Origin of the sequence: Sphaerothrix gracilis Ecp01, assembly GCF_030405905.1 — a bacterium.
GTDB classification, from domain to species: domain Bacteria; phylum Cyanobacteriota; class Cyanobacteriia; order Phormidesmidales; family Phormidesmidaceae; genus Sphaerothrix; species Sphaerothrix gracilis.
Genome location: NZ_JASATW010000029.1, coordinates 1 through 25,359, shown reverse-complemented (window position 1 = coordinate 25,359; position 25,359 = coordinate 1). Strand labels below are relative to the sequence as shown.

The window sequence follows — 25,359 nt, the reverse complement described above, 5'->3', positions numbered from 1 at the left end:
AGCTGCAGTGTAGCTATCGACTGCTCGTTTTGAGTTTGAAATATTTTTGACGAATCTGCTTGAGTGCTAAAACAAGACTCCCTGCGATCGCTCCTAAGAACATAGACGGTTCAGGAACGGGCGGATTTTGTGACACAAATCCGGGGGAACCCACATCCTTTGAACCATATAAAGATGGATGAGCAGCTATGTTACCAACTTGATTGGCAGAGACGGCATAGGCGCCGTCAACGCCAGGAACGCTGAGCTGCCAGTGGCTGCCAACCGTTGGATCTAACGTAATATCCTTTAAATAGATTGAAGCGCTATCGTTAGGTGTCGGAAAAGAAGAGCTAAATTTTTCAGTGGCGCGCTCAAAGCTGAAGTCTAAATATGCCCTAGAAAAATCAGGGGTATTGTTCCATGCGTTTGTAGACCACAACCCGAATCTCATAACTTGGCCCCGTAGGTAAAACTCGCAGTAAGGAGCGTGGCCTAGCTTGCAGTCAGGAAAGAAAACAGGAATAAAGTTGATCTCCTGCCCGTTCTTTACAGTCCACATGTCAGGTAGAGAACGTAACCCATTATTGCCCCAGTCATTCTGAGGATCTCGAACAACGCTACCATACAAGACGGCGGACGAGCGGGCACCAATCAAACTGCCTTGAGGGATAATGCCTGGCGTTGAGCGATTGGTTGCAAAGACATGATTGGAGAGGTCAACATCATATTCATGGGGATTGTAGAGTTCAATCCAGGCGTAGTCACCATTCCAGTCACTATTGGGATCATACATAATCTCTGTCGGGACAAGGCCAATTGCATACGCAGAACGCCCCATCGCCAGCAGACTACAGCCTACGATTCCAAGAACTACCGGTGGAAACCGATAGTTCATCCTTATTGGTTTCATAATACTGAGACGCCCCCTGATTTAGGAAAGATTACCTAAGTTTAGCGCCTACCTAGCTAATGTAGATCTTCCCGTCTGTAGGTAATAGCTGACTCAGTTGTAGATTAGTGGATTGGCTAACCTGTCTACGTTTTACCCAAAGAATCGCTTTGTACCCCTTTAACAATTCGCGATAGCTCGCTTTTTTCATCCACTGTGATTCGCGTGGGGGAACCGCTGATAATTCGCTCCAGGTTACGGAAAGAGTCTTTAATTTCAGGACCTTTTTCGCTGATGGTGTACTCGCGAATGCCCTTATCGTGCCAGGAACCTCTCATCTTGAAGACATTAATGGCGCGAGACATTTCACCTCTGATTTCGACATACTGCAGCATCAGGATGGTGTCTGTAATCGTAGAGATGTGAGAATCTGTAACAGAGTGCGATCCCATAAACTGCTCGGTCGTGTTGGTGAAAAACCCGGTAATTTCTTCCTGCTTAGCGTAACCCGTAACCCCAATCACGAACTGACGAAACGAATTATTGTTAACGCCGCGATCGAGCGCGGAGAGAGAATCGATCGCCATGCGAGATGGCTTGAAATGAGTGATTTCAGACTTAATAATTTGAAGATGATCTTCCAGTCCGGCTGATTCTGGATAAGCGCAGATGATTTTCAGCAAACCCTGCTGTTCTAGATCTTCAAAGTCAATACCCCAGGAATAGGCATTGCGGAAAAGCTGGGCGCGAGACTCTTCATAAGCAAATAAGACGGCTCGCTCTCCGGCGCGGCAGCCATCTTCTAAAAATTTGCTGACTAGCAATGTTTTGCCGGTTCCGGTTGCTCCCGTAGCCAGGATAATTGAGTCTTTGAAGAAGCCGCCACCGCACATTTCGTCCAGCGTTTTAACGCCGGATGAAACTCGGACGTTAGACGATCGCTGAGTCAACCGCATAGCCCCCAGTGGGAAGATATTGATGCCCTGATCGGTAATTGTAAAGGGATACTCCCCTTTCATGTGAGTTGTTCCCCGCAGCTTTAAAATTTCAATCGTGCGGCGACGACGTTCACCTTCTAAGACATTGCGCACAATGACCACATTGTCGGAAACAAATTCTTCAACGCCATAGCGGGCTACTGGCCCGTATTCATCTACGCGCTCGGTCGTCATGATAGAAGTCACTCCCGTCTGCTTGAGACGAGCGACAAGCCGAAAAATCTCTCGTCGTACGACAGAAGCCGCGTCGTATTGCTGAAAAACGGCTGTGACTGAATCAATCGAAACCCGTTTGGCCTGGTACTTGCGAATGGCGTATTGGATGCGCTCAATTAGGGCTGAGAGATCAAAATTGCCTACAACATCCTGGCCTTCAGGATCAGGAGAGGCATCTAAAATAAATAGTCGGCCATCATCTATAAGCTGTTGTAAATCCCAGCCAAAGCTCTGAGCATTAGTGATGATATCTTCTGGAGATTCTTCAAAGGTGACAAAGACGCCTGATTCATCAAAATGGACAATGCCGTTGTAGAGAAATTGAACTGCCATCAGGGTTTTACCGGTACCGGAGGTACCGCTCGCCAGCGTAGTCCGACCCGCTGGAAGACCGCCATGACTAATATCGTCAAAGCCCTCAATCATGGTGCGAATCTTTTGAACGCCTGTCAGCTTTTTTTTGGGTAAAGCTTTTTCATCTTGAGAAGACTGGCTCATAGGAGTATCAAAAGAGAAATACTAAACATAACTACAAAAAGGGAAAGGAAAAACCATTAAAAATTCTTTGAGAGGTTGATAGCGAAAAAAGTCTGGGTCTGTATCGAGGATCTAAAATTTGCTCTAGCTAAAGCGCTCCTCTTCTTGCAGTTCGTCGTATAAAAGATCCAGGCCAATTAGAACGCGCTCTCGATCGGAAAGATCCCCAATTATTTTGCGCACTGGCGGCGGCAAAATTTTAGCTAAAGTCGGCGTTGCTAGAATTTTGTCCTCTTCTGCTAGCTGGGGATTCTTAAGCACATCAATCACTTTAAGCGCATAGACCCCCTGAAACTCCTGTTCGAGAATATTGTTTAAGGTTTTCAGGGCTCGAATCGAGTTGGGCGTGTTGCCCGCTACGTAAAGCTTCAAAATATAAGTTTTTTTAAGCGGACTCATAGCTCTTAAGTTTTAGCTTGCAGAATTTCAGGTAAGCGCAAAGATAAGTTTTAAGGTTCTCTAGGAATAGAACGGCGATACATTTCGCAGAGATGGGCAATCACATCAATTAGGGTGAGGCGGTAGTCCAGCAAAATCTCTTCACTGCGTCCCTCAAGCTGCAGCTGCTTTGAAAATTCATCCATCAGATCCATGTGAATTTCAACAATCTGAGAGACCGGAATATTGGCAAAAAAAGCTATGTTGACATAGTCATCAATTTTCTGATTGAGGGCAGAATCTTCAGAAAAATAGCTCAAAACGATACTGCGATAGTCACTGCTCAACTTATCTATTAGTTCTTGGCGCTCTGCGCGGGTCATATTGCGAAAAAAGTTTTGGGCATTGCGCTTGTAGTAAACTCCAAGATACCCTAAACGCTCCTTCAGTTTTTTAGCAAGCTTTTGTTGCTTGCTGGTCAAGGCGCTGCGGCTCTCGGTGGCTCTAGGAGAATTATCAGCATCGCGATCGCTGACAGCTAGAGTGACAAATCGGTTGATAGCTTGGTGAATACAGTTTTCTAAATCGTTGAGATTTTTGTGATCTAAATAAGTCACAACAGCCTGTAGGGTAGGCAGCACGCTTGAATCAGCTTCTGTCTCCTGATGAGGTGCTACGGTATCAGCTCCGCTATCGATGACAATAATCGGCAGCAGGGACTCTTTGGCTTCTAGCTGCGCGAGTATATGCTCAAGGTTTGCGCTCCGCTGCAAGATGAGGCAGTCAATTTGCTGATGATTAGCTGTAGACCAGTCCAGCAGCGTCGCTTCGTCCGGTATCTGCTTCAATACATAAGAGTCTTGACTGAGATTTTGTTTGAGCGTCTCAGCCAATGTTGGAGCCGGAGCAAAAATACCAACGAGAAATTGAGAGGGCAAAATGCTTTCAGAAATAGAGAAAAAGGTTTGACAAATCACCTACAGCCAGCATTGCGCCAGATCATTACAGATCGCCTTCCCAGTCACCGCCTGTATTATTGCAAGATTCTTAACAATTATTGTAAGGTCAAAGGCGTTTGAAATGAAAAGCTATGCTCATAATTGAGGTGGGGATTGATGTGGCCTGATTACGGAGCTAATGTTCTAGCGCTGACCGGCTTGGGCATTGATGATATATAGATGATGTGGGTCTAAAGGTTTGCTCTAAGCGCCCTTGATCAATCGACTTTGATTAGCTAAGTTGAATCAGTCCAAAACCAGCATACCGCTTCCCAGACACTTCATCGTGACACTGCAACCGCTTCAGCAATTTCAGGAGGCACCTACCTCCCTAGTTCATGGCTACACCCACAATTGCTCAGTTTTTGAGTCCGGCGCCTAGCTGCAAGCAGTCAAGCACATTAGAGCTGGCATGGCAGTGCTGCTGTCGTTCTCAGCAAGATGATTTAGTCCTGCTGGACGCTGCTCAGTATCCAATTGGCGTCATTAGGGCAGTTCAGATTGCCGCTTGCCTGCTGCAAACAGAGAGCCTGCCCGGTTCTACCCTTTTAATGCCGCATTTTGCGGCTGACGTAGAACCGCTACGGGTTATTTCCGTCGAGACGCCGCTACCTTTCCTGTGGCAGCAGCTAGGGCAAAGACAGGGCCACTGGGCAGTGGTAGATGAGCGATCGCACTATCTCGGTCTGCTTGATAGCTCAAAACTGCTACAGTTTGTAGCCGCCAACCCAGAGGCCATACCCTCTCTGAGGCCGTCAGTTACAGAAGCCAAAGCACAGAAGCCAGTTTTGCCTAATGATCGGCTACTACAGCGCTTCAGGGCGACGGCTGACTTGAGCAATCTGTGTCAAAAAATTTTGCTAGAAGTTCTGCAGCAGATGCCGCTGCCGCTACAGCTACAGGCAGACGATGGGCGAGTACTGGGACAGACAGAGACTTGGCAGGTGCATCACAGCAGCCTGGAGAAAATGCCTGCTGCTGCAGTTCAGAGTCCCTCTCTATTGGCCTCTTTAGAAGAGCGAGCAGCCGCTATTGGGCTTAGCCAGGACGCCCACCAGTTGGTAACAGATCTAGATCCGCATCCTCTGCCCGCGATCGCGGCTGCAGCCCAGCCCCCAGAAGGAGCGCCTGCGTGGCGAGTTTGGCGAGTTCCCCTAGAAGTTAATTTGGCTGAATTGGCCTATCTTGCTGATTCTGTCCCAGACTGGCAGTTAGCGTCTAACATGGCCATGCTTGAGCAAGTTTGCGCCATCCCCGATTTAGCACCCGCCACGCCGCTGCTGCGATTTTGGCTGCTGGTGGCTCAGCCCCTAGAAACCTGGCAGCACCTGCAGGATCTCAGCGATCGCAATGCAGACTTAGAGCGCACCAACACGCTTAGAGCCGAGCTATTAGGCTGTCTCAGCCACGAGCTGAAAACCCCTCTAACGTCGCTGCTAGGACTTTCTAAGCTGCTGCAAGATCCGCGCTTAGGCCCCCTGAGCGATCGCCAAAACCGCTACGCCGCCCTGATTTATCAAAATGCCCGCAGCCTCAAAGCAACCGTCAACGAAATCCTAGATCTCACTCGCATTGAGTCAGGCCAGATGACGCTGACGATGGAGCCGGTTAAGCTAGCCGATCTCTGCCATCAGGCGCTGCTACAGGCAGAGGATTACAACCGCGCTCGAGGGGAGGGGGAAGCTCGTAGTCATCCTCTAACCCTCAACCAGTTCCATCTGGAGATTGAGCCGGGGTTAGAAAGATTGGTTGTCGATGAGCTGCGGCTGCAGCAGGTTTTGATTCATTTGTTTAGCAATGCGCTCAAGTGTACTCCTGAAACGGGCGACATCGGGCTGACCGTGCAGCACCAGGGAGATTGGATCCTATTGAGCGTGTGGGATACGGGAGTAGGCATTCCGGCAGAGCAGCAGCGGTTCATTTTCCACCGCCTGCAGCGGATTGAGAATCCTTTAACGCAGCGCTTTACCGGTCCCGGCTTGGGACTTGTTTTAGTGCGGCAGCTAGCTCGTCTGCAGGGCGGCGAGATCAGCTTTGTTTCTCAAGCAACCCAGGGCAGCCAGTTCACCCTGCTGCTGCCTGCTGTCTCAACCCTGCCAGAGGCGATCGCGCAGCCCAATTCGATGGCCGATAAGCCCCTGGTGATTTTGCTAGAGCAAGATCCAGGTCAGATTGAGAGTCTAGCCCAGGCCATTGAATCTTTGGATTGTCTATCGGCGATCGCCCGTTCCCAGCCAGAACTTTTAGAGAAAGTGCAGCAGCTGCGGCCCCAAGCCGTTCTGCTGAATCTGGCGGTGGCTGACAGCAGCGATTTGTTAATCAAGCAGCTACGAGCTGAGGCTGAACCGCCGATGCTAATTGCGATCGCTGCCGCCGAAACCCAGGTTGCTAAAGCCAGTCAGGTGGATCATGTTTTACCTGTGCCGCTTGATCCGACTGCGCTGCAGCCGCTGCTGGCTCGCTTCAGGCCCGTACCGCCCACCCTGGCAGATGTGACTGTGCTGTTGCTGAAGCAGGCAGAAACCCTGAGCCACTCTACTAATCCGGTAGATCGCCTCCTCCAGCAGTATCAGTGCCGCGTGTTGGAGGTAGATGATGTAGATCAGGCCAAGCTTTTAAGCCAAATTTGGCGGCCTCAAGTGATTCTGCTCGATCCTGAGATCGATAATCCGGAAACATGTCTGCAACGGCTGAGCCGACAGCCAGCACTGTCTAGCCTACCTGTCGTGACTTTGACCAATGCAGCTACCCAGTTTGCCAATCAGCTAGCCACACTGAGGGTTTTCCCCTGTCTGGCTTCTTTGGAAAGTGCTTCGGCTAATGCCGCCAGCTCGCCCTTGCTAGAGGTGATTCAAGTGGCGATACAAACCTGTCAGTCCCATTAATCCAGCTTTTCGCCGCTGAAGATGAAAATGGGATCAACGGCGGCAAAAACTTGATGATAGCCGCGTCTTTCTAGCCGATTGACGGCGGGTTGGACAACCTCAATATTGCGCACCTGCAGCTCGGCAAAGCTTTCGGATACCTGATACAGATTCTCTAAATTGCTGACAGTGACAACGAAGCGGCCGCCCGCACTCAGCGATCGCCAAGCGGCTTTCACCGTTGCCTGCAGCGGTCGTCCCCCCTCGATCAAAATGCAGTCGGGCTGGGGGGGAAGGTGGGCTAAACAGTCGGGGGCGCTGCCTGCAATCACGTCCACATTGCTGACCTGAAAGCGATCGCAATTGTGCCGAATTAAATTAGCAACGTCTCGATCGCGCTCTACGGCAACAATTTGCCCTGTCGGACACAGCAGTGCTGCTTCAATCGCAATCGTGCCGGTACCCGCGCCGATGTCCCACAGCCTGGAGTCTTTTTTCAGCCGCAGGTAGCTCAAGACCAATAGCCGCACCTCCCGCTTGCTCATGGGAATACCGGGAAGCTGCTCAAACAAAGCGTCAGGAATACCGGGCGTGATATAGGGCCACAGAGAAGCCATTGTGCTATTAGATGGTGCGGATAAAGGTATCAGTCCTCATCAGGTTAAACGAATTACTCAAGCTAGGCTCGCCGACGAGATGATTCTGACGGTCTGTAAGCTGGGATCAGCGCAGCCTGTGAGAGTGCCCCCGGCTGCCAAAATAGTCTGTAAATAGGCGATCGCCTCCGGCCCAATTTTCTCTCCCGGAAAGATGAGGGGAATGCCCGGCGGATAGGGGCAGATCAGCTCAGCGCTAATTTCGCCAAGGGCGGTTTGCACAGGGACCGTTTGAGTCGGCGCAAAAAAAGCCTGTCGCGGCGTCAGGGACGGCACCGCCGAATAGGGAGGCAGCGGCGAGCCAGGCGGCGGCGATTGATGACTCGCCTGGGGGGTCAACTGCTCAAAGGCGGTGACAAGCTGCTGTAGGTCTGCCGCCGTATTGCCCAAACTGACGATGAAGGTCAGGTGTCTGGCCGTGGGCAGCTCAGCCGTTACGCCAAGCCGATGGTGCAGCCACTCATCGGCGTCAAATCCATTTAGCCCCAAACCCACAACTTCAACAGTCAGCCGGGTCAAATCGAGCCGATCAGGAGCCACCGCCGCAGGAGATAAAACGCGCAAACCGGATATACGGCTAAGCCGCGATCGCGCTGTTGTCGCTAACTCCAGGGTTCGCTTCATAAGCGAATAACCCTGGGTTGCCATCTGCTGACGGGCCGCGTCCAAAGAGGCCAGTAGCAAATAGCTAGGACTGCTGGACTGGATCATTGCCAAAGCCTGTCGCAGGCGATCGCGATTGATTCTCTGCCCCTGAACGTGCAGCATCGACGCCTGGGTCAGGGCCGAAAGAACCTTGTGGGTTGACTGCACGGCGATATCTGCCCCAGCGGCGAGGGCAGCGGCGGGCAGATCGGGGTGAAAGCCGAAATGAGCGCCATGAGCCTCGTCTACAATCAGCGGCAGGTCAAACTGATGCACGTGCCGGGCGATCGCGGCGACTTCAGAACAAAGCCCCAAATAGGTCGGTGAAACTAACACAACGGCTTTAATCGCCGGGTGTTGAACCAGAGCCCGCTGCACCTGGGCCAGGGTCACGCCGCGCACAATATCCCAGTCCGAGTCATAGGCAGGCTGTAGCCAAACGGGGACAGCTCCGGCCAGGACAAGAGCTGTAAAGAGCGAGCGGTGGGCATGGCGCGGCACCAAGATGCGATCGCCAGGCTGGCAAACCGCTAGAACAGCCGCCTGCAAGCCACAGGTAGAGCCATTGGCGAGGAAAAAGGTTTCTTCAGCTCCAAAGGCAGCGGCGGCTAGTTTTTGCGCTGCCTGGATTGGGCCAGCGGGGGCTAACAGATTATCCAGCTCCGGTAGTTCCGGCAAATCCGCCTGCAGTGCCTTCTGACCAATGAGTTCGCGTAGAAGCTGGGTAGCTCCCTGCCCCCGTTTGTGCCCAGGAGTGTAAAAAGCCGCCTGCGATCGCAGGGCGCACTGCTGTAGAGCCGTGACTAACGGCGCTTGTCGCTGCTCAGCCTCAAATCTACTGGGCTGCTCTCGGTTGATAGCCATGCCGAACTGACAGCCCGCTAGGCTGGATCGCAGCGAATTTCTACCAGGAAGCCGTCTGGGTCGTAGCAGTAGATGCCGCGTCCGGTAGGGCGGCTGACCGGGCCGTGATCAAGCGGGATCTGATTGGCCTGCAGCACCGCGATCGCTAAATCAAACTGCTCCGGGGCAATGTCAAAGGCTAAATGGTTGGCCCGGGTAAACTGCTGCTGCGGATCGGCAGCAGGCGGTGACAGCTCTGGCTCCCAAAATAAATCCAGGATGGTATTGTCCGGCAGCCTGAAGTTAGCTACTTTCCCGGCTGCTACCAGCTCTTTAAGGGTTTTAGGAACTTCTGTCCCTGTCAGCTCATGCAGTCCCAAAATTTCGCCATAAAACCGACGGGAGGCCATCATATCTTGAACGTTGAGGGCAATGTGGTGAATGCCTCTGAGCGTTTGTTTGGGCAGTCTCATGGGCGATGTGGTCACAAGGTCAGACATAAGTAATGCGGCTCAGACTTGCTTTTGATGATATAGCAATTGTCAGCGGGTCGCTGGCTGCGGCTGCTGATCAAAGTGATTGCACAGGACATAGGTGGGGGCCGCTGGCCTGATGATGACAGTCGCTCTGAACAAAATACCAAAACAATCATGAGGTCTTTATCTACAGAAAAGCTGTCTAAGTAAAAGCCCCAAACATCCTGACAGTTGGCTTTTAGTTTAGAAAAGCGTATGTGGGCCTGGTTTTACAGGTCTATAAGGGCCAGAGGGGAGCAAAATGACGAATAAAGCATTGCTAATCGGGATCGATAGAACAGGGGCTTGGCTACCGTCTCATCCATTAGGGGCCGCAACGCAAACTGTACAAGCGCTACGGGAGGTAATAATTTCAGAGCATGGCCCTTTTCAAAAAGCGGAAGTTGAAACGCTGATCAATCCGGACGCCCAGCAGATGCGACAGGCTGTGACGCGGCTCTGCACTAACGCTGCTGCCGAGGATTTGCGTCTGCTCTATTTTTTTGGTGCGGGTTTGATGACTGCTGAAACTAAAGAGATTTATCTAGCCGCCACCAATACCGATCCTCATTATTTACAGACCACCGCCCTTTCAGCCGCCTTTCTCAAAGGATCGCTCGACAGTAGCCTATCTCAGCGACAAATTATGATCTTAGACTGTAGCTGGTACGGCGCTCTGACCGAAAATTCTTCGATTTTAGGCTCGGTCAATTTAGCCCATCTCGCCAGCGAAAATCGGGTGGTCCTGGCCTGTAGCGGTCAGTCCCTCACCCTGACTGATAAGGGGCCGCTGCCGCTCTATACCCAAATTTTGACCGAAGGTATTCGCACTGAGCTAGCCGACATTAACGGGGATGGGGCTATCTCGGCCGCTGAGCTGCATCACTACATCTACCGCGAAATCCACGAAGCCAACCTGGAAATTTATCCGTTCCTGTACGCGCTCGGAGACAGCGCCCAACTGACGCTGATGCAGCTCCCGGCTTACACACCTGAGCAGGAATATCGGCGCAGCGTAGAAGAATACGTCGCGGCTAGCTATGGCACGCTCACTGAGCAAAGCCGTAAAATTTTGGATTTTCTTAGAGCCAATCTAGCTTTATCGTCGCAAGTCGCTGAGGCGATCGAAGCTCAAGTGCTTTTACCCCACACCGAAAAGCGGCAGAAGCTTGACCAGTATCAGCAAGTTTATCTAGAGGCCATCCAGTTAGAAAATCCACCGCGTCAGATTATCCGGCGGCGGCTGCGATCGCTGCAAAATCAGCTTCAGCTCACCAATGACGAAGTTCAGTTTGTGGAAGAGCAGACCCAAACTCAGCGGGAACCTGCCATTTTGCCGGCTGAAACCGGGCCGCGAGAGCCAGCTATTGAAGTCGTGAACGGTAAACGAGCGATCGCCACCTTTGCCGAGATCGATCGCGAAACAGTCGCCTAAACAGGGCAAGCGGGGCAGCTAGTAGCTACCCCGCCCGGTGCTGATCATTTTTAAACAACAGGACTTACGCTCTTGACGAGATTTTAATTAATCACAGGATCCCCCTGGCTGCCGCCACTCCCCTTAAACAAGGGGCAAGGGGAATCCCATCACTACTGCTAGCGTCTCGAATTTTAAACGGCGTAACTCCTATGCGACTGGCTAATTGGCAGCCTTAGCCTAAAACCGCCTTGGCCCGCGACAGCACGTTCTCAACGGTGTAGCCAAACTTCTCCATCACCAAACCGCCCGGAGCTGAAGCCCCAAAGCGCTCAATGCCGAGAATGTCACCCTCAGATCCGGCATAGCGACACCAGCCGAAGCTAGAAGCCGCTTCTACCACTAGACGCTTGGTGACTGACTTGGGCAGTACGGACTCCTTGTAAGCCGCGTCTTGGGCCTCAAACAGCTCCCAAGAAGGCATGGAAACGACCCGCACCTTCTTACCTTCACCGCGAAGCTGCTCGGCTGCCTCTACGCAGAGAGAAACTTCGCTGCCGGTACCAATCAGAATGATGTCGGGGGTTTCTTCGCCGCCTGAGAGCACGTAGGCTCCCTTGGCGGTATTCTCAATCGAAGAACCGTCCAGATTAGGCACGTTCTGGCGGGTGAAGGCGATCAGAGTCGGCGCCTTGCGGTTTTCAACGGCAATCTTGTAGGCACCGGAAACCTCGTTGCCATCGGCTGGACGAATCACCGTCAGGTTGGGGATGGCCCGCAGAGAAGCAATGGTTTCGACTGGCTGGTGGGTGGGGCCGTCTTCACCCAAACCGACCGAGTCATGAGTCATGACGTAAATCACGCCCGCCTCAGACAGGGCTGACAGACGAATCGCGGCCCGCATGTAGTCGGCAAAGACCAGGAAAGTAGCGCAGTAGGGAATCAGCCCGGAGTTGTGCAGGGCAATGCCGTTGCAGATAGCGCCCATGCCGTGCTCCCGGACGCCAAAGCGTAGGTTGCGGTTTTCGTACTGGCCGCGCTGAAAGCTGCCCGAAATCTTGAGTTCTGTGAGGTTGGAGTGAGTCAGGTCAGCGGAGCCGCCAATCAGTTCGGGTAAAGCCGGAGCCAAAGCGTTCAGCGTCGCCTGAGAATGCTTACGAGTCGCGGTTCCTTTGTCGGCAGGTGTGAAAGTCGGCAGGCCGTCCGCCCAGCCCTCAGGCAGCTTGCCAGAGAGCATCCGCTCAAACTCCGCCGCCGCTTCTGCATACTGGGTGCGGTAGGTGGCTAACGTTTCTTCCCACTCGGCCTCGTAGCTAGAACCGCGATCGATCGCCTGGCGCATGTGATTGAAGGCATCTTCTGGTACTTCAAAATCGCCGTAGTTCCAGCCAAGATGCTCGCGGGTAGCGACAATTTCATCAGTGCCTAGGGCTGCCCCGTGGACGCCCGGCGTATTGGCTTTATTGGGCGAGCCGTAGCCAATGGTGGTGGTAACTTTGATCAGCGAGGGCTTGTCGGTCACGGACTTGGCATTTTCGATCGCTTTGGCGATCGCATCTAAGTCGGTATTGCCGTCTTCTACGTGCTGAACGTGCCAGCCATAGGCTTCAAACCGCTTGGCGACATCCTCGGTGAAGGAAATATCAGTCGAACCATCAATAGAAATATGGTTGTCGTCGTAGAGGGCAATCAGCTTACCCAAGCCCAAATGTCCCGCCAAAGAGCAGGCTTCACCCGAAACCCCTTCCATATTGCAGCCATCACCCAGAATCGCATAGGTGTAGTGGTCTACCAGGGTGCAGTCTGGCTTATTAAATCGAGCAGCCAGATGGGCTTCTGCCATCGCTAGGCCGACCGCATTGGCAATGCCCTGTCCCAGAGGCCCGGTTGTCACCTCGACCCCGGCTGTCTCGAAGTTTTCGGGGTGTCCCGGCGTGCGGGAACCCCACTGGCGAAACTGCTTAATATCGTCTAGGCTGACGCTGTCATAGCCCGTCAGGTAGAGCAGGGCATACTGCAACATGCAGCCATGACCCGCTGAAAGCACAAAGCGATCGCGGTTAAACCACTGGGGGTTCTTAGGGTTGAACCGCATGAACTTATCCCAAAGGACAAACGCCATTGGCGCCGCCCCCATTGGCAGGCCAGGGTGACCAGATTTAGCTTTTTCAACAGCATCAATAGCTAAAAAACGGATTGAGTTGATGCAAAGTGCTTCCAGAGATTGGGTTGCGACAGCCATAGTCCTAATGATTGAGTAACGGTACAAGGAGCCTGGGTCATCAGTGTTAGCGCCCTGAAGTATTAACGCCCTGAAGTCCTTAAATTTTTAGACGCTCTTGCCATCATCCCATCCTGAGGGAGTGAGGATCAAGCAATTAGCCACGGGCCGAACTTGGCAAGTCCCCAGTGACTTGCCCCCGTACAATTCAGACCAAGGCTAGACTGAGTCAGTTAGCCCAGCCTCGAAGCCAGCCCATTCATCTAAATCATAATGTCCATTGATAAGTCATTATACCTACTGCCTCGGCGCTAACGGCTAAATTTTCGCATGGCCAAGGTAACGTTATGCCCACCGAAGCCAAACGAATTAGACAGAACAGCCTCAACTTTGAGTTTGCGGCTTTGATGAGGTACGTAGTCTAAATCGCAGTCAGCGTCGGGGTTATCTAAGTTGATGGTAGGCGGTACCTCGTCATTGGCAACGGCCAGGGCGGCAGCCACGCCTTCAATCCCTCCAGATCCCCCCAGCAGATGTCCGGTCATCGATTTAGTCGAGCTGATGGCAATCTGATAGGCGCGATCGCCTAAAGCCCGCTTGATCGCCTCGGTTTCAGTGGGATCGTTGGCCGGGGTGCTGGTGCCGTGGGCATTGATATAGCTAATGTCTTCTGGCTGTAAACCCGCGTCTTTCAGCGCTAGCCGGATGGAACGAGCCGCGCCTTCTCCGCCTGGTACCGGAGCAGTCATGTGGTAAGCATCACAGGTCATGCCGTAGCCCACAATCTCGGCGTAAATCTTGGCCCCGCGGCTGAGCGCATGTTCTAGTTCTTCTAGCAGCAAAATGCCGCAGCCTTCCCCCATCACAAAGCCATCGCGATCGCGATCGAAAGGACGGCTGGCATGGGCCGGATCGTCGTTGCGCGTTGAAAGTGCTCTGGCCGAAGCAAATCCTGCTAGGGCCAGCGGCGTTACCGCCGCCTCCGTACCGCCTGAAATCATGGCCTGGGCGTAGCCCTGCTGCACTAAGCGAAAAGCATCACCAATCGCATTAGATCCAGCCGCACAGGCCGTCACCGGACAGGAATTAGGCCCCTTAGCTCCCACATGAATAGCGGTCAGACCCGCTGCCATATTGGCAATCATCATCGGTACCATAAACGGGCTGCACCGACTCGGCCCCCGCGTCAGGTAGACCTCTTGCTGATCTTCTAAAACTTTAATGCCGCCAACGCCGGTGCCAATCATGACACCGACCTGTTCAGCATTGAGATCGGTAATCTGGAACTGGGCATCCTCGATGGCTTGTTGGCTGGCGGCTACCGCAAACTGAGCAAAGCGATCCATGCGCTTAGCGTCTTTGCGATCGACATAGTCAAGCGGATCAAATCCCTTAACTTCACCTGCAATTCGACAAGCATGTTTGGACGCATCAAAAGCAGTGATGACATCAATACCGCTACGGCCACTGACCAGTCCCTGCCAGTACTCAGACAGAGTGTTTCCTAGTGGAGTAACGGCACCTAGCCCGGTAATAACAACACGCTTCTTATTGGAATCTGCCATAACTTTAAAACCAGTCGTTGTCTACCCAGAGCGCAGATATTGAGAACGCTTTGCGGCTGTCTTTACAGCCTTAAGCAGCAGATTTGTCCTTGATGAAGTCCACGGCAGCCTGAACGGTACCGATATTTTCAGCCGCTTCATCAGGAATTTCGATATCAAACTCTTCTTCCAAGGCCATTACCAGCTCAACGGTATCGAGCGAATCTGCCCCTAAATCATTGGCAAAGCTAGCCTCTGGCTTGACCTCAGTCTCTTCAACGCCGAGCTGCTCAGCCACGATCTTTTGAACCTTTTCAAAAACTGCGTCCTGGCTCATGTTTTCCTTCTCTTCGCAATGTCGTAAATCGATAAAATACGTACCCACAACACCTAAACCACGATCGGGGAACTAAATCAAGCCAGCCAGCCTTGAAATAGCTGCCTTTTCGCGTTTAAGCATTCCTACATCTTAATCTGAAAGCGCACCTTCCACCGGCTGCAATCCAATAATCGATGGTGAAAACCTTGCTAATCAAAGATTTGAGGCGATTCCGCCGCAAACGACGGATATTACGTTCCATAAACTTTTGTAGTTTAGCCTTCAATCTGTAAAATCCCTCGCTATAGACTATTCATTGATTGGAGAACCCTTACCTGATGGTTGATTCCAGAGGTCATCCCTGATTCTCTGGTTTCGTACTATTGAAAATCTTTAACATTGGAGTCATAAATTCAATGTCTCACTCAGTCAAAATCTACGATACTTGTATCGGCTGCACGCAGTGCGTCCGGGCTTGTCCGACGGACGTTTTGGAGATGGTACCCTGGGATGGCTGCAAGGCCGGTCAGATTGCCTCATCTCCCCGAACCCAAGATTGTGTAGGCTGCAAGCGTTGCGAAACCGCTTGCCCGACCGATTACCTCAGTATTCGGGTCTATCTCGGCGCTGAAACCACGCGCAGCATGGGCTTAGCCTACTAAGTTCACGGCCTTTAACTATCCTATGCGTCTCTTCACAGAGATGCTTTGAGCCGGGGGAACATTCCCCCTTTTTTTGCTTTAAACGCAGAACAACCTCGCCCAAAACACAAAGGTTGGCGCGGCTGAGGTTGCTAAAAATTCGCTTTACTTTAGACGGGCTGCCCCCCGCCTAAGCCCAGTCTTATTAGCTATCTGACTAACCTAAGTAACCTGAACTACGTCTAGGCGTGAGGTTTCTAGCCGCTCCATCCAAACGGCCAGAAAGTCATGATTTGCCTGCTGCTCTTTAGGATCACTCGTATCGGCAGGAAAGGGCAGCAACCCCATCAGAGCGGCTGTAGTCACGCAAAACATTGACTTCTGAAAGCTCTGACAGATACGCACGCGAATATCGGCTTCGCCCCGCAGTCCTTGGCGGTAGAAGGTACTGAGATAGTCGGGCAGATAGTGGCGCATGTCCTGCATCAGCAGCGTGGGTGGGATACCGGCACCGCCGACAGGGAGGGGATCGGCGTACAGAGCGCCGTAGGTAAAACGACCCTGATCGGGCGAGATCTGATTGGCCTGGGCGTTATAGGAAACCGTTCCCTGAAACGGCGTCCCTCGGAAGAAGATGGCTTCTACATAGGGGACAGCCGTATCCATCAAAAAGGTGAGTTCTGCCTCTGGCGGTAAAAGCCAATAGGGCTGGTCTTTAATTTCGACGCTGTAGGTAATGGGTTTGGTTGCCGCTTCGACTAAGCCTGCCTTGACGTGATCAACCACGTCGGGAATTGAGGTGACTTCTTTAGCGTCATAGCGATCGCTCAGCGACAAAAACATATCGCTCATAACCCGCCAGAACTGACCCAAACCGCTGTAATAGGCTAGCTGGCGCACCTGCTCCGGCAAAAACTGGGGAAATAGGCGGTGCAGAGCTGACATCATCGGGTTTGAGCTGATTTTGGCTTGAATTGCCTGCTCGCAAAGCTGGGAAAATTCCGCCGTATGCAGGTAATCGTCTAAACCGCCGCCGCCGTGCCAGAGCATCGTCCGCATACAGTATTCGGCATATTCGTAGTTAATGCGGTCATGCCACCAGTGACGCAGTAGTTTTTGCCAGGTCACTTCACCATTGAAGTATTTGAAAAAAGGAAACAGCACCAAAAACTGGTGTTCGGCAATGTAGTTGAGGTTAATCGAATAGGCGTCTAAAACAACGCCGTAGCTTTTAAGAATGCCGACAACCTCTAACAGGTTATCTGGAGTATCTGGCAATAAAGCCTGACCCGATAGGAGGCGGGCGATATAGGTGTCTGAGTCTGCTGCGATCGCAGAGGGGCTAAAAGTTGTCAGCATGTTTGTCATAGCGGGCAGTCTTCAACAGGGCTTGTGCAGGCCAGCTCGGAGATCTGGGCGATCGCCGTCGGCAGTGATTGTACGAGAGCCGTCGTGGTATTTTCTGTCCAGCGGGTGATTAACTCTGGCTGCAGACCGCAGAAGGTAATAAGCAGCGCCAGGGCGATCGCTGGAATTCGCTCGCTCCACTGCACAGAGGGCAAGCACAGATCAATTTCTTCCGGCTTGGTTACGGGGCCAATGCTGAGCCGACCAAAAAAGGCGCGGTTGACTAGCAGCAGGAAGTAAACTGCGGTCAGACCGGAACCCACCATACAGAGCAAGGTCTGAGGACCAAAGCTAACGATGCTACCGCGAAAGACCAGGAACTCAGAAATAAAGCCCACCATGCCGGGAATGCCAGCGCTAGCCATAACGCCTAGCACCATGAGACTGCCGACTAAAGGCAGTCCTCTTTCAGGATTGAGCAAACCCCGCAGCACCTGTAAATCCCGCGTGCCTGTCTTTTTATAGACAATCCCAACCAGTAAAAACAGCAGAGCTGAAATCAGGCCGTGACTGATCATCTGGAATACGGTGCCCAAGATGCTTAGGGGCGTGGCCGCCGCACAGGCTAGCAGCACATAGCCCATATGGCCGATAGAGCTGTAAGCCACCATCTTTTTCATATCCTGCTGGGCGATCGCTGCCAAAGACCCATATAGAACGCTAATGGCAGCCCAGGTTGCCAGCCCTGGCGCTAGGATTGTCCAGGCAACCGGAAATAACCCCAAGCCAAAGCGCAGCAGACCGTAGGTTCCTAGCTTCAACAGCACGCCCGCTAACAGCACTGAAACCGGGGTTGAAGCCTCTACGTGGGCGTCCGGCAGCCAAGTGTGAAAGGGAAAAAGCGGAATTTTGATGCCGAATCCCACCAGCAGCGCTCCCAGCAGAACAAACTGCTGAAAAAGCGGCAGACTCTGGGACATGTGGACATCGTAGTCAAAGGTAGCGGCTCCTGATAGCCAAGTCAGCCCCAAAAAAGCGCCTAAAATCAAAATGCCGGAAATGGCCGTATAGATCAGAAACTTGGTGGCCGCATAGCCGCGCCGCGCCCCGCCCCAAATCGCAATCAGCAGGTAGAGGGGGATCAGTTCCAGCTCGTAAAAAATGAAAAACAACAGCAGGTTTTGGGCCAAGAAAGCACCAGCTACGGCGGCATTAATCAGCAGCATCAGAGAGAAATAGAGTCGGGGCCGGGCAATATTGCCGCTGCTGCTATAGATAGCGATAAAGCCAAGCAAACTGTTGATGAACACTAACGGCAGCGAAATCCCGTCTAAACTCAGCCGATAGGTCAGCCCCAGGCTGTCTAACCAAGGCAAAAACTCCTGGAACTGCCCCCCTGATTGAGCAATATCAAACTGGCTGATTAAAATGCCGCTGACCACCAGGGTTAGAGCCACAACAACAAGCGCAACAGCTCGCAACTGCTGGACCTTACTGGGCCAAAGGCTGACTAAGATAGCCCCGAAAATAGGAATAAAAATGAGTGCGCTGAGCATGATTTGGCAAAAATTACCACATTGACCAGGTCATCAGTAGGCCAAGCAGACTAACTCCAATAACGATGGTGAGGAGATAGCCTTGAGACTGGCCCGAAATGCTGTATTTGAGGCTTTCGCCGCTAAAGAGAGAGGCAAAGCCTATCAGATTGACAAAGCCATCGACGATATAGCGGTCAAACCAGTTACTGAGGCGAGCTAAGGTATCAACCGCTAAAACCACCGTGAAGCGATAGAGCTTTTCGGTATAGAAATCATAGGCCAGCAGGTCCTGCAGCAATCGAAAAGGTCTTTGAATCGGTCTAGACCAGATTTTCTTCAGCGAGATGGTGGCACCTATTAAGGTGCCGACAGCGCCAGAAGCCACAAGCAGCGCGATCGCAGTTGGATTGATGTACCGCCAGGGCGGCAGCAGCAGCAGCTTATACATCATCACTGGCAGCAGCAGCGTAAAAACCGCCAAGACAATCATCGGCACCGCCATCGTCCAGCCGACTTCCGGGGTGCAGTGGGTTTTAGCCTCAGGCTGGCCCAGGAACACCAGGCGAAAAATCCGCACCAGATTGAGAGCCGTCAGGGCATTGACTAGCAGAAAAACTGCCACCAGCCAGGGATAGTCCTGCCACAGGAAATCAATTCCTAAGCGCAACCCCCAAAAGCAGCCAAAGGGCAAGAACCCTGTCAGACCCAGACTGCCAACCGCATAGGCAAACGTAGTCGCCGGCATCCGCGCCCCCAGTCCGCCTAGCTCGGTCAGGTTTTGGTTATTCGTGGTTAGAATGACCGACCCCACGCTCATGAAAATCAGGGCTTTGGCGACCGCGTGGGTAAAAAGAATGGTCAAGGCTACTCCAGGCCACTCCGTACCGACGGCGATAAACACCAGCCCTAAATAGGCGCTGGTGGAATAGGAAAGCGCCCGCTTCATGTCAATCTGAGCGATCGCCACGAGGGAGGCACCAACGGCGGTAGTGACACCAATGGCAATCAGCGCGGTCAGCGCTATCGGTGACAGAATTACAATCGGCTGCAGCTTGATCAAAACATAAGCGCCGCAGGCAACCACCACGGAGTTTCGCATAATTGAGGCTGGATTTGGCCCCTCCATTGCCTCGTCTAGCCAGAGATGCAGCGGAAATTGGGCACATTTGCCGGTCGGCCCGGCAATCAGCGCTAGCCCTAAGAGGGTTGCCGTCAGCGGTGATAAATCAGCAGTCTTGACCCATTCATAGAGGTGATTGAAATTCAGATCGCCCGCAAAGGCTGCTAAACTCACAACGCCCATCAGCAGCAGAACATCACCAATGCGCTTGGTTAAGAACGCATCGCGGGCGGCTGTGACAACAAGGGGTTGGGCGTACCAAAAACCTACCAGCATGTAGGTAGAAAGCGTCAGCATCTCGAGCAGAGAATAGCTGACAAAGAGAGAGCTGCTGAGGACAATACCGCTCATTGCTCCCTCAAAAAAGCCCATAAGAGAGAAAAACCGCGCGATCGCCCAGTCTTTTTCCAAGTAGCCCAGCGCGTAAATCTGGGCCAAAAGACTCAGCACCGTAATCAGCTCTAAAAAGCCGACATTCAAAATTGAAATTTCAAAGGCAAACGAAAGATTGAGATCAGCCGCCTGCAGCCAGTTAAAGACCAGCTCTTGGGTGCCCTCATTCCAAATGCCGCGAAAAATTGCCCCACCGTGAAGCAGGGCCAAAACGGTTGTAAAAATATTGATATACGCGGCGGGACGAGGTCCGGTTCGCCGCACCAACCCAATAGACCAGGGCAGTCCTAATACTGCACCTAAAAGTCCGTAAATCGGTACTAGCCAGCTCGTCTGAATGAGGAACTGCGTCATCTAAGGTATCTCTAGTTTTTCTACTAAATTCAGGTTCAATAGACTTTTGGCAATAAAAATCTAGGTAAGACTCTGTGTTGGGTGCTCTGTTGGATGCTCGGCCCTACAGGCGATCGCCCAGGGCATTAGCAACTCTGCCAGTAACGGCTGGGTGTTTTCTGCAGATTAGGGCAAGAATGACATCGTGCAAAGCAGTCAACCCTGCCTATAGCCCTAACAGCCTAGACAAAGTGCCTTAACGTTGCTCACAATTTTACCTGATTTCATTCAGCTTCCCGGTGAACTCGCCAGAACTCTTTGCGGCGATGGCGCTGGCGTTGGGCTCAAAGCTCAAAAGTTCGCTGCAGTGATGAGTGACTACTTTCGCCTACTTCAACTTATGTTTAGATTTGCAAGATTTTCTTGTATTAGATTTAATGATATTTAATATTAGCAACAATCATTGCGACTTATATTGCCAAAGCGTCCCCGCACTTCTATTCTGAAGTTTACGTTCAGAGTTACGCAGGCCAAAATACAGAACTTGAAACTCTTGGCAAAAGTCGTCGCTTGCCTGGTTTTTGTTGCCCTGATTTTTCAGACGGCAAATCTACTTCCAGGGCAGCTGAGGGCTTTTGCGCCTGTGCCTGTTTTATGAGGAGATTACGACAATGCCTATTGCCGTTGGAATGATTGAAACCAAAGGGTTTCCTGCCGTAGTTGAGGCAGCAGACGCGATGGTGAAAGCTGCTCGTGTAACCCTGGTAGGTTACGAAAAGATTGGAAGTGGCCGCGTGACCGTGATTGTGCGCGGAGACGTCTCCGAGGTGCAGGCATCAGTGGCGGCGGGAATTGAGTCAGCCAAGCGCGTCAATGGGGGAGAAGTGCTGTCTACGCATATTATTGCGCGTCCGCACGAAAACCTGGAGTTTGTGCTGCCCATTCGCTATACCGAGGCCGTCGAGCAGTTCCGAACTTAGCCTATCTGGCCCTTGGTCCTAGATAGGCTAGCGAACTTTAGATGGCATCCCAGAGAGGGTGTACCAGCTTTGGGCTTGGCCGCGGCACATTTAGAGATGACAGTCTCGGTGACTTAGCTTTCTATATTTTTTGATTTGGTTACGACTCACGCTCCGTAGTTTTTAGATAAAGGTAAGGTTAAACAATGGCGATCGCAGTTGGCATGATTGAAACCCTGGGTTTTCCGGCTGTTGTAGAAGCAGCAGACGCCATGGTCAAGGCTGCACGGGTGACTCTCGTTGGCTACGAAAAGATTGGCAGTGGCCGCGTAACCGTGATTGTGCGCGGAGACGTCTCCGAAGTGCAGGCATCAGTTGCAGCGGGAATTGAAAACGTTAAGCGCGTCAATGGAGGTCAGGTTCTTTCGACCCACATCATTGCTCGCCCCCACGAAAACCTAGAGTTTGTGCTGCCCATTCGCTACACCGAAGCGGTTGAGCAGTTCAGAGAGAGCGTCAGCGGTATCCGGCCCTACGGTAGATAGGCTTTATGCGCCTGGCAAAAGTTCGCGGCACGGTTGTTAGCACCTGCAAGGAGCCTAGCCTGAGGGGCGCAAAATTTCTCCTGGTTCAGCTCATTGATGAGTCAGGAGATCTTTTGCCGGAGTATGAGGTAGCTGCAGACGTGGTGGGTGCTGGCATCGGTGAATGGGTTTTAGTTTCCAGAGGGAGCGGGGCTAGGCAGCATGACGGCTATTTGGAGCGTCCCGTGGACGCCGCAATTGTGGCAATTGTAGACACCGTCAACATGGACGCGGGCCTGGTTTACAGTAAACGAGACGACTTCAGCTAGCTGCGGTTCTTTGCTCTGCGGAAGCTGCCGATGCGCTCGTCAAGGCTAACGCCCTTTCACAAACGGTTGACCCTTTAGCAGGTGCGCTCTGAGCGCAGGCTTTGCCCATTTTAGCTGTCTCAATCTGATACAGAGATTGTTTCTAATCAGCGATCGCCGCTCGGCGGCTTTCCCAGCCTTTTTCTCATCATGCGATGAAACCTCAAATTGATAGCTCGGCTCAGGTTCACTCCTTTTCCCAAGTCATTGGCGATGTTCGCATAGGGCCAAATGTTTCAGTTGCCCCAGGCACGTCGATTCGGGCTGACCAAGGAGGCCCGTTCCATATTCAAGCGGGTGTGCAAATTCAAGATGGCGTTGTCATCCACGCTCTAGAACAGGGGCGGATTCTGGGTGATAACAATCAACCCTGCTCTGTTTGGATTGGTGAAAAGGTTACCATTACCCACAAGGTTTTGGTTCACGGGCCTGTCTATATCGGCAAAGACTGCTTCATCGGCTTCCGCTCAACCATTTTTAGTGCTCGAATTGGTCAGGGCTGCGTCATTATGATGCATGCCCTGATTCAGGATGTTGAGGTACCACCGGGCAAGTTTGTGCCATCGGGAGCCTCGATTACCACGCAAGATCAAGCGGATCGGCTACCGGATGTGCAGCCGGAAGATCGCGCCTTTGCGCAAGATGTGATTGGTGCTAGCCGTTTGGGTTCTAGCTATCTTTACGCTGAAGAGGCTAACCGCATCACCCCCATTCAACAAAAACTTCATCGTCCCCATACGAAGCAGTCCACTGAAAGCAACGGAAGAAACGAGATGCAAACTCAACGATTAGCTCCAGAAATTGTGCAGATGGTGCGGCAATTGCTCAGCCAGGGCTATCAAATCGGCACCGAACACGCAGATGTGCGTCGCTATCGCAGCGGCGTTTGGCAGACCTGTTCGCCCATTCAGTCCAAGCGAGAATCAGAAGTATTTGCGGCTTTAGAAGCCTGTTTGCAAGAGCACACAGGCGAGTATGTCCGTCTGTTTGGAATTGACCCCCAAGCTAAGCGGCGAGTGGGCACGGCCATGACCATTCAGCGCCCAGACGGCAAGCCCATTGAGACTTCTGCCGGACAGACAGTGGGAGCCAGCGTTCCCATTCGTCAGTCTAATAGCTCCGGTCGTCAGCGCAGCGCCAGCTACGGCACCCTCAGCGGTGAAGTTGTGCAGCAGGTAAAGCAGCTCCTCAATCAGGGGTATCGCATTGGCATGGAACACGCCGATTCCCGCCGCTATCGCAGCGGCGTTTGGCAGACCTGTCCGCCGATTCAGTCCAGCCGCGAATCAGAGGTTTTAGCCGCCCTAGAAGCCTGCCTGCGAGAACATGCCGGGGAATATGTCCGCATGTTTGGTATCGATCCGCAGGTTAAGCGGCGGATTGCGACGACGACAATTCAGCGTGCTGACGGCAAGCCGGTTGAACTCTCTGGCAATGGAGCGGCGTATAGCCACTCGCCTGATAACTCACCTCGCTCAGAGCAGCGGGCCGCTACGGCAACTGGAGCGCTGAGCGCCGAGGCAATTCAGAAGGCGCGGCAGTTGATCAGCCAGGGCTATCAAATTGGCACTGAACACGCAGATGTGCGTCGCTACCGCAGTGGCGTCTGGCAAACGTGTTCGCCAATCGAATCCAATCGAGAGGCAGAGGTTCTAGCCGCCTTAGAAGGCTGCGTGCAAGAACATGCTGGGGAATATGTGCGCATGTTTGGCATTGATCCTCAAATGAAGCGCCGTATGGGATCTCCTCTAACCATTCAGCGTCCGGGGGATCCGCCCCAACGGTCAGCTAAGCCATCTCAAAATGGCAGCAGAGCCGCTTCGTCGGGCTATGAGAACGGCAATGGGGCAGCTGCTACTAGCCAAGCGCTCAGTTCAGAGCTGGTGCATAAGGTTCGCCAGAGTCTATCCCAGGGCTATAGGCTGAGCCTGGAGTATGCTGACCGCCGCCGCTATCGTAGCGGTGCCTGGCAAACAGGGCCAAGCTTACAGTCCCAGAGCCAGTCGGCTGTAATTGCCACTTTGGAAGACTTTATGCAGTCCCATGTAACTGAGTATGTCCGTTTGATCGGCATTGACCCCCAGGCCAAGCGGCGCGTTTTTGAGGAGACAATTCAGCGCCCGGATGGTCGCCTAGAACCCGCCCATACGGATAGACAGGCTACAGCGGCGGCGGCAACGCCTTACGCCAATCCCCCTAAATACAACAGCCCCGCCGCCTCACCCAGCCGCAATGGCGGTTCAAGTAGCGCCCTCAATGCTGATTTACGTCAGCAGGTCACTCAGCTAGTGAATCAGGGCTATCAGGTTGGCACTGAGTTTGCCGATCGCCGTCGCTACAGCAGCGGTGCCTGGAGCAGTGGCGAATCGATTCATAGCAGTCGTCCGGCTGATGTAATTTCCTCTTTGGAGAGGCTGCTGGCCGATCACAGCGGCGAGTATGTCAGACTGGTCGGTATCGATCCGAAAGCGAAGCGGCGGGTGCTAGAAGCAACCATTCAGAGACCTTAAGCCCGAAAATTACTTATGGGATCGTCCCCGCTACGGCTGAGTAGCCAAAGTCACTTTTGTGCCATTGGAGAGGTGGAAATTCACCCTAGCGTGGCGATCGCCCCTGGAGCTGTTCTAGAAGCGGCTCCAGGCAGCCGTATTTGTCTAGCGGAGGGAGTCTGCATTGGGGCTGGTAGCGTACTGCAGGTGTATCAGGGACTGCTAGAGCTGGCTGCGGGCGCTAGCCTTGGCAAGGGCGTTTTGGTCGTTGGCAGCGGTCGCATTGGGGTTCACGCCTGCGTCGGCGCTGAGGCCACCGTCATTAATCCGGCGATTGATGACGGAGCCGCGATCGCAGCCAAGACTCTGGTGGGCGATAGCAGTCGGCAGCTAGCTAAGCCAGTTGCGCCTCCCCAACCTGCTGCGGAGGAGAGCGCTGAGGCGTCAAGCAGCACCGCTAATGCCGAGCCGCCTGTCACTGCGTCCAACGGTTCAGTGCCACCCACTGCCGCTGAGACGACGGCTGAAGCCGCCGCCGAGACGGCCAATGGTAACGGCAAGCTGTCCCAGTTCTCTCACGTATACGGTAAAGATCAGGTCAATCAGCTAATTTCAACGCTATTTCCTC

Annotated in this window: 21 protein-coding genes; 8 read left to right on the top strand and 13 right to left on the bottom strand. The window is 52.8% G+C overall.

Translation table 11 applies throughout. The annotated features are described in order from the left end of the window. Positions 1-13 precede the first annotated feature (13 nt). The 4 genes from QJQ48_RS23285 to QJQ48_RS23270 all read right to left on the bottom strand — a co-directional run bounded on the left by QJQ48_RS23285 (position 14) and on the right by QJQ48_RS23270 (position 3,938). Positions 14-877 carry a lamin tail domain-containing protein gene (locus tag QJQ48_RS23285; RefSeq protein ID WP_346293643.1) on the bottom strand — a complete coding sequence of 288 codons (864 nt, stop codon included), beginning with the start codon at positions 875-877 and terminating at the stop codon, positions 14-16. A gap of 140 nt (positions 878-1,017) precedes the next feature. Then, a complete protein-coding gene (kaiC, locus tag QJQ48_RS23280; protein WP_346293642.1) occupies positions 1,018-2,583 on the bottom strand; it encodes a circadian clock protein KaiC in 1,566 nt (521 codons plus the stop codon). A gap of 123 nt (positions 2,584-2,706) precedes the next feature. After that, a complete protein-coding gene (gene kaiB / locus QJQ48_RS23275) occupies positions 2,707-3,021 on the bottom strand; it encodes a circadian clock protein KaiB (protein WP_346293641.1) in 315 nt (104 codons plus the stop codon). A gap of 50 nt (positions 3,022-3,071) precedes the next feature. Beyond that, the gene (locus QJQ48_RS23270; RefSeq protein ID WP_346293640.1) at positions 3,072-3,938 is read right to left on the bottom strand and encodes a circadian clock protein KaiA; all 867 of its coding nucleotides are present in this window, start codon (positions 3,936-3,938) and stop codon (positions 3,072-3,074) included. Between the two features lie 398 nt (positions 3,939-4,336). On the opposite strand from QJQ48_RS23270, the gene QJQ48_RS23265 reads away from it, so the two are divergent. Further along, positions 4,337-6,883, top strand: a complete 2,547-nt coding sequence (locus tag QJQ48_RS23265) for an ATP-binding protein (protein WP_346293639.1) — start codon at positions 4,337-4,339, stop codon at positions 6,881-6,883. On the opposite strand, the gene cbiT is transcribed toward QJQ48_RS23265, so the two are convergent. The 3 genes from cbiT to QJQ48_RS23250 are packed head-to-tail and all read right to left on the bottom strand — an operon-like array spanning position 6,880 to position 9,506. After that, on the bottom strand, positions 6,880-7,479 hold the full coding sequence (gene cbiT / locus QJQ48_RS23260; RefSeq protein WP_346293638.1) for a precorrin-6Y C5,15-methyltransferase subunit CbiT: 600 nt from the start codon (positions 7,477-7,479) through the stop codon (positions 6,880-6,882). The two genes, QJQ48_RS23265 and cbiT, sit on opposite strands and share 4 nt — an antisense overlap. Positions 7,480-7,536: 57 nt before the next feature. Further along, the gene (locus QJQ48_RS23255; protein WP_346293637.1) at positions 7,537-9,027 is read right to left on the bottom strand and encodes an aminotransferase class I/II-fold pyridoxal phosphate-dependent enzyme; all 1,491 of its coding nucleotides are present in this window, start codon (positions 9,025-9,027) and stop codon (positions 7,537-7,539) included. Between the two features lie 17 nt (positions 9,028-9,044). Next, the gene (locus QJQ48_RS23250; protein WP_346293636.1) at positions 9,045-9,506 is read right to left on the bottom strand and encodes a VOC family protein; all 462 of its coding nucleotides are present in this window, start codon (positions 9,504-9,506) and stop codon (positions 9,045-9,047) included. Positions 9,507-9,783: 277 nt separating this feature from the next. On the opposite strand from QJQ48_RS23250, the gene QJQ48_RS23245 reads away from it, so the two are divergent. Next, positions 9,784-10,956: a caspase family protein gene (locus tag QJQ48_RS23245; protein WP_346293635.1), complete on the top strand. Its 1,173-nt coding sequence runs from the start codon at positions 9,784-9,786 to the stop codon at positions 10,954-10,956. Between the two features lie 214 nt (positions 10,957-11,170). Here QJQ48_RS23245 and tkt read toward each other — a convergent pair whose 3' ends face one another. The 3 genes from tkt to acpP form a co-directional block, all read right to left on the bottom strand. Next, positions 11,171-13,177 carry a transketolase gene (gene tkt / locus QJQ48_RS23240; protein ID WP_346293634.1) on the bottom strand — a complete coding sequence of 669 codons (2,007 nt, stop codon included), beginning with the start codon at positions 13,175-13,177 and terminating at the stop codon, positions 11,171-11,173. Positions 13,178-13,467: 290 nt separating this feature from the next. Continuing rightward, positions 13,468-14,721, bottom strand: coding sequence for a beta-ketoacyl-ACP synthase II (fabF, locus tag QJQ48_RS23235; protein WP_346293633.1), 1,254 nt, complete (start codon positions 14,719-14,721; stop codon positions 13,468-13,470). 70 nt (positions 14,722-14,791) lie between these two features. Continuing rightward, positions 14,792-15,037 (bottom strand): acyl carrier protein, encoded by a 246-nt coding sequence (acpP, locus tag QJQ48_RS23230; RefSeq protein ID WP_346293632.1) that lies wholly within the window; start codon positions 15,035-15,037, stop codon positions 14,792-14,794. A 398-nt stretch (positions 15,038-15,435) separates the two neighbouring features. Here acpP and psaC point away from each other — a divergent pair, with 398 nt between their 5' ends. After that, a complete protein-coding gene (gene psaC / locus QJQ48_RS23225; RefSeq protein ID WP_346293631.1) occupies positions 15,436-15,681 on the top strand; it encodes a photosystem I iron-sulfur center protein PsaC in 246 nt (81 codons plus the stop codon). A gap of 201 nt (positions 15,682-15,882) precedes the next feature. On the opposite strand, the gene QJQ48_RS23220 is transcribed toward psaC, so the two are convergent. From QJQ48_RS23220 to QJQ48_RS23210, 3 genes are read right to left on the bottom strand one after another with little or no spacing between them, the layout of a single operon-like run. Further along, complete coding sequence (locus QJQ48_RS23220) at positions 15,883-17,019, bottom strand: CO2 hydration protein (RefSeq protein WP_346293672.1); 1,137 nt, start codon at positions 17,017-17,019, stop codon at positions 15,883-15,885. A 5-nt stretch (positions 17,020-17,024) separates the two neighbouring features. Continuing rightward, positions 17,025-18,563 (bottom strand): NADH-quinone oxidoreductase subunit M, encoded by a 1,539-nt coding sequence (locus QJQ48_RS23215; RefSeq protein ID WP_346293630.1) that lies wholly within the window; start codon positions 18,561-18,563, stop codon positions 17,025-17,027. Between the two features lie 13 nt (positions 18,564-18,576). After that, positions 18,577-20,412 (bottom strand): NAD(P)H-quinone oxidoreductase subunit F, encoded by a 1,836-nt coding sequence (locus tag QJQ48_RS23210; protein WP_346293629.1) that lies wholly within the window; start codon positions 20,410-20,412, stop codon positions 18,577-18,579. 650 nt (positions 20,413-21,062) lie between these two features. On the opposite strand from QJQ48_RS23210, the gene QJQ48_RS23205 reads away from it, so the two are divergent. The 5 genes from QJQ48_RS23205 to ccmN form a co-directional block, all read left to right on the top strand. Further along, positions 21,063-21,371 carry a carbon dioxide-concentrating mechanism protein CcmK gene (locus tag QJQ48_RS23205; RefSeq protein ID WP_080806054.1) on the top strand — a complete coding sequence of 103 codons (309 nt, stop codon included), beginning with the start codon at positions 21,063-21,065 and terminating at the stop codon, positions 21,369-21,371. A gap of 185 nt (positions 21,372-21,556) precedes the next feature. Then, positions 21,557-21,895 carry a carbon dioxide-concentrating mechanism protein CcmK gene (locus QJQ48_RS23200; RefSeq protein ID WP_272062027.1) on the top strand — a complete coding sequence of 113 codons (339 nt, stop codon included), beginning with the start codon at positions 21,557-21,559 and terminating at the stop codon, positions 21,893-21,895. 5 nt (positions 21,896-21,900) lie between these two features. Further along, positions 21,901-22,203: a beta-carboxysome shell vertex protein CcmL gene (gene ccmL / locus QJQ48_RS23195; protein WP_346293628.1), complete on the top strand. Its 303-nt coding sequence runs from the start codon at positions 21,901-21,903 to the stop codon at positions 22,201-22,203. A 194-nt stretch (positions 22,204-22,397) separates the two neighbouring features. Then, a complete protein-coding gene (locus QJQ48_RS23190; RefSeq protein ID WP_346293627.1) occupies positions 22,398-24,752 on the top strand; it encodes a RuBisCO small subunit-like domain-containing protein in 2,355 nt (784 codons plus the stop codon). Between the two features lie 15 nt (positions 24,753-24,767). Continuing rightward, positions 24,768-25,359 (top strand): beta-carboxysome scaffolding protein CcmN (gene ccmN, locus QJQ48_RS23185; protein ID WP_346293626.1); only part of this gene is annotated, 592 nt, incomplete at its 3' end.

What these genes read in the sequence shown, in the direction of transcription:
- QJQ48_RS23250 (WP_346293636.1), bottom strand. Translation starts at nt 9,506, where the DNA reads ATGTCTGACCTTGTGACCACATCGCCCATGAGACTGCCCAAACAAACG.
- QJQ48_RS23190 (WP_346293627.1), top strand. Translation starts at nt 22,398, where the DNA reads ATGAAACCTCAAATTGATAGCTCGGCTCAGGTTCACTCCTTTTCCCAA.
- QJQ48_RS23285 (WP_346293643.1), bottom strand. Translation starts at nt 877, where the DNA reads ATGAACTATCGGTTTCCACCGGTAGTTCTTGGAATCGTAGGCTGTAGT.
- cbiT (WP_346293638.1), bottom strand. Translation starts at nt 7,479, where the DNA reads ATGGCTTCTCTGTGGCCCTATATCACGCCCGGTATTCCTGACGCTTTG.
- kaiC (WP_346293642.1), bottom strand. Translation starts at nt 2,583, where the DNA reads ATGAGCCAGTCTTCTCAAGATGAAAAAGCTTTACCCAAAAAAAAGCTG.
- fabF (WP_346293633.1), bottom strand. Translation starts at nt 14,721, where the DNA reads ATGGCAGATTCCAATAAGAAGCGTGTTGTTATTACCGGGCTAGGTGCC.
- QJQ48_RS23255 (WP_346293637.1), bottom strand. Translation starts at nt 9,027, where the DNA reads ATGGCTATCAACCGAGAGCAGCCCAGTAGATTTGAGGCTGAGCAGCGA.
- QJQ48_RS23205 (WP_080806054.1), top strand. Translation starts at nt 21,063, where the DNA reads ATGCCTATTGCCGTTGGAATGATTGAAACCAAAGGGTTTCCTGCCGTA.
- QJQ48_RS23215 (WP_346293630.1), bottom strand. Translation starts at nt 18,563, where the DNA reads ATGCTCAGCGCACTCATTTTTATTCCTATTTTCGGGGCTATCTTAGTC.
- QJQ48_RS23245 (WP_346293635.1), top strand. Translation starts at nt 9,784, where the DNA reads ATGACGAATAAAGCATTGCTAATCGGGATCGATAGAACAGGGGCTTGG.
- QJQ48_RS23210 (WP_346293629.1), bottom strand. Translation starts at nt 20,412, where the DNA reads ATGACGCAGTTCCTCATTCAGACGAGCTGGCTAGTACCGATTTACGGA.
- kaiB (WP_346293641.1), bottom strand. Translation starts at nt 3,021, where the DNA reads ATGAGTCCGCTTAAAAAAACTTATATTTTGAAGCTTTACGTAGCGGGC.
- QJQ48_RS23220 (WP_346293672.1), bottom strand. Translation starts at nt 17,019, where the DNA reads ATGCTGACAACTTTTAGCCCCTCTGCGATCGCAGCAGACTCAGACACC.
- tkt (WP_346293634.1), bottom strand. Translation starts at nt 13,177, where the DNA reads ATGGCTGTCGCAACCCAATCTCTGGAAGCACTTTGCATCAACTCAATC.
- acpP (WP_346293632.1), bottom strand. Translation starts at nt 15,037, where the DNA reads ATGAGCCAGGACGCAGTTTTTGAAAAGGTTCAAAAGATCGTGGCTGAG.
- ccmL (WP_346293628.1), top strand. Translation starts at nt 21,901, where the DNA reads ATGCGCCTGGCAAAAGTTCGCGGCACGGTTGTTAGCACCTGCAAGGAG.
- QJQ48_RS23200 (WP_272062027.1), top strand. Translation starts at nt 21,557, where the DNA reads ATGGCGATCGCAGTTGGCATGATTGAAACCCTGGGTTTTCCGGCTGTT.
- QJQ48_RS23265 (WP_346293639.1), top strand. Translation starts at nt 4,337, where the DNA reads ATGGCTACACCCACAATTGCTCAGTTTTTGAGTCCGGCGCCTAGCTGC.
- psaC (WP_346293631.1), top strand. Translation starts at nt 15,436, where the DNA reads ATGTCTCACTCAGTCAAAATCTACGATACTTGTATCGGCTGCACGCAG.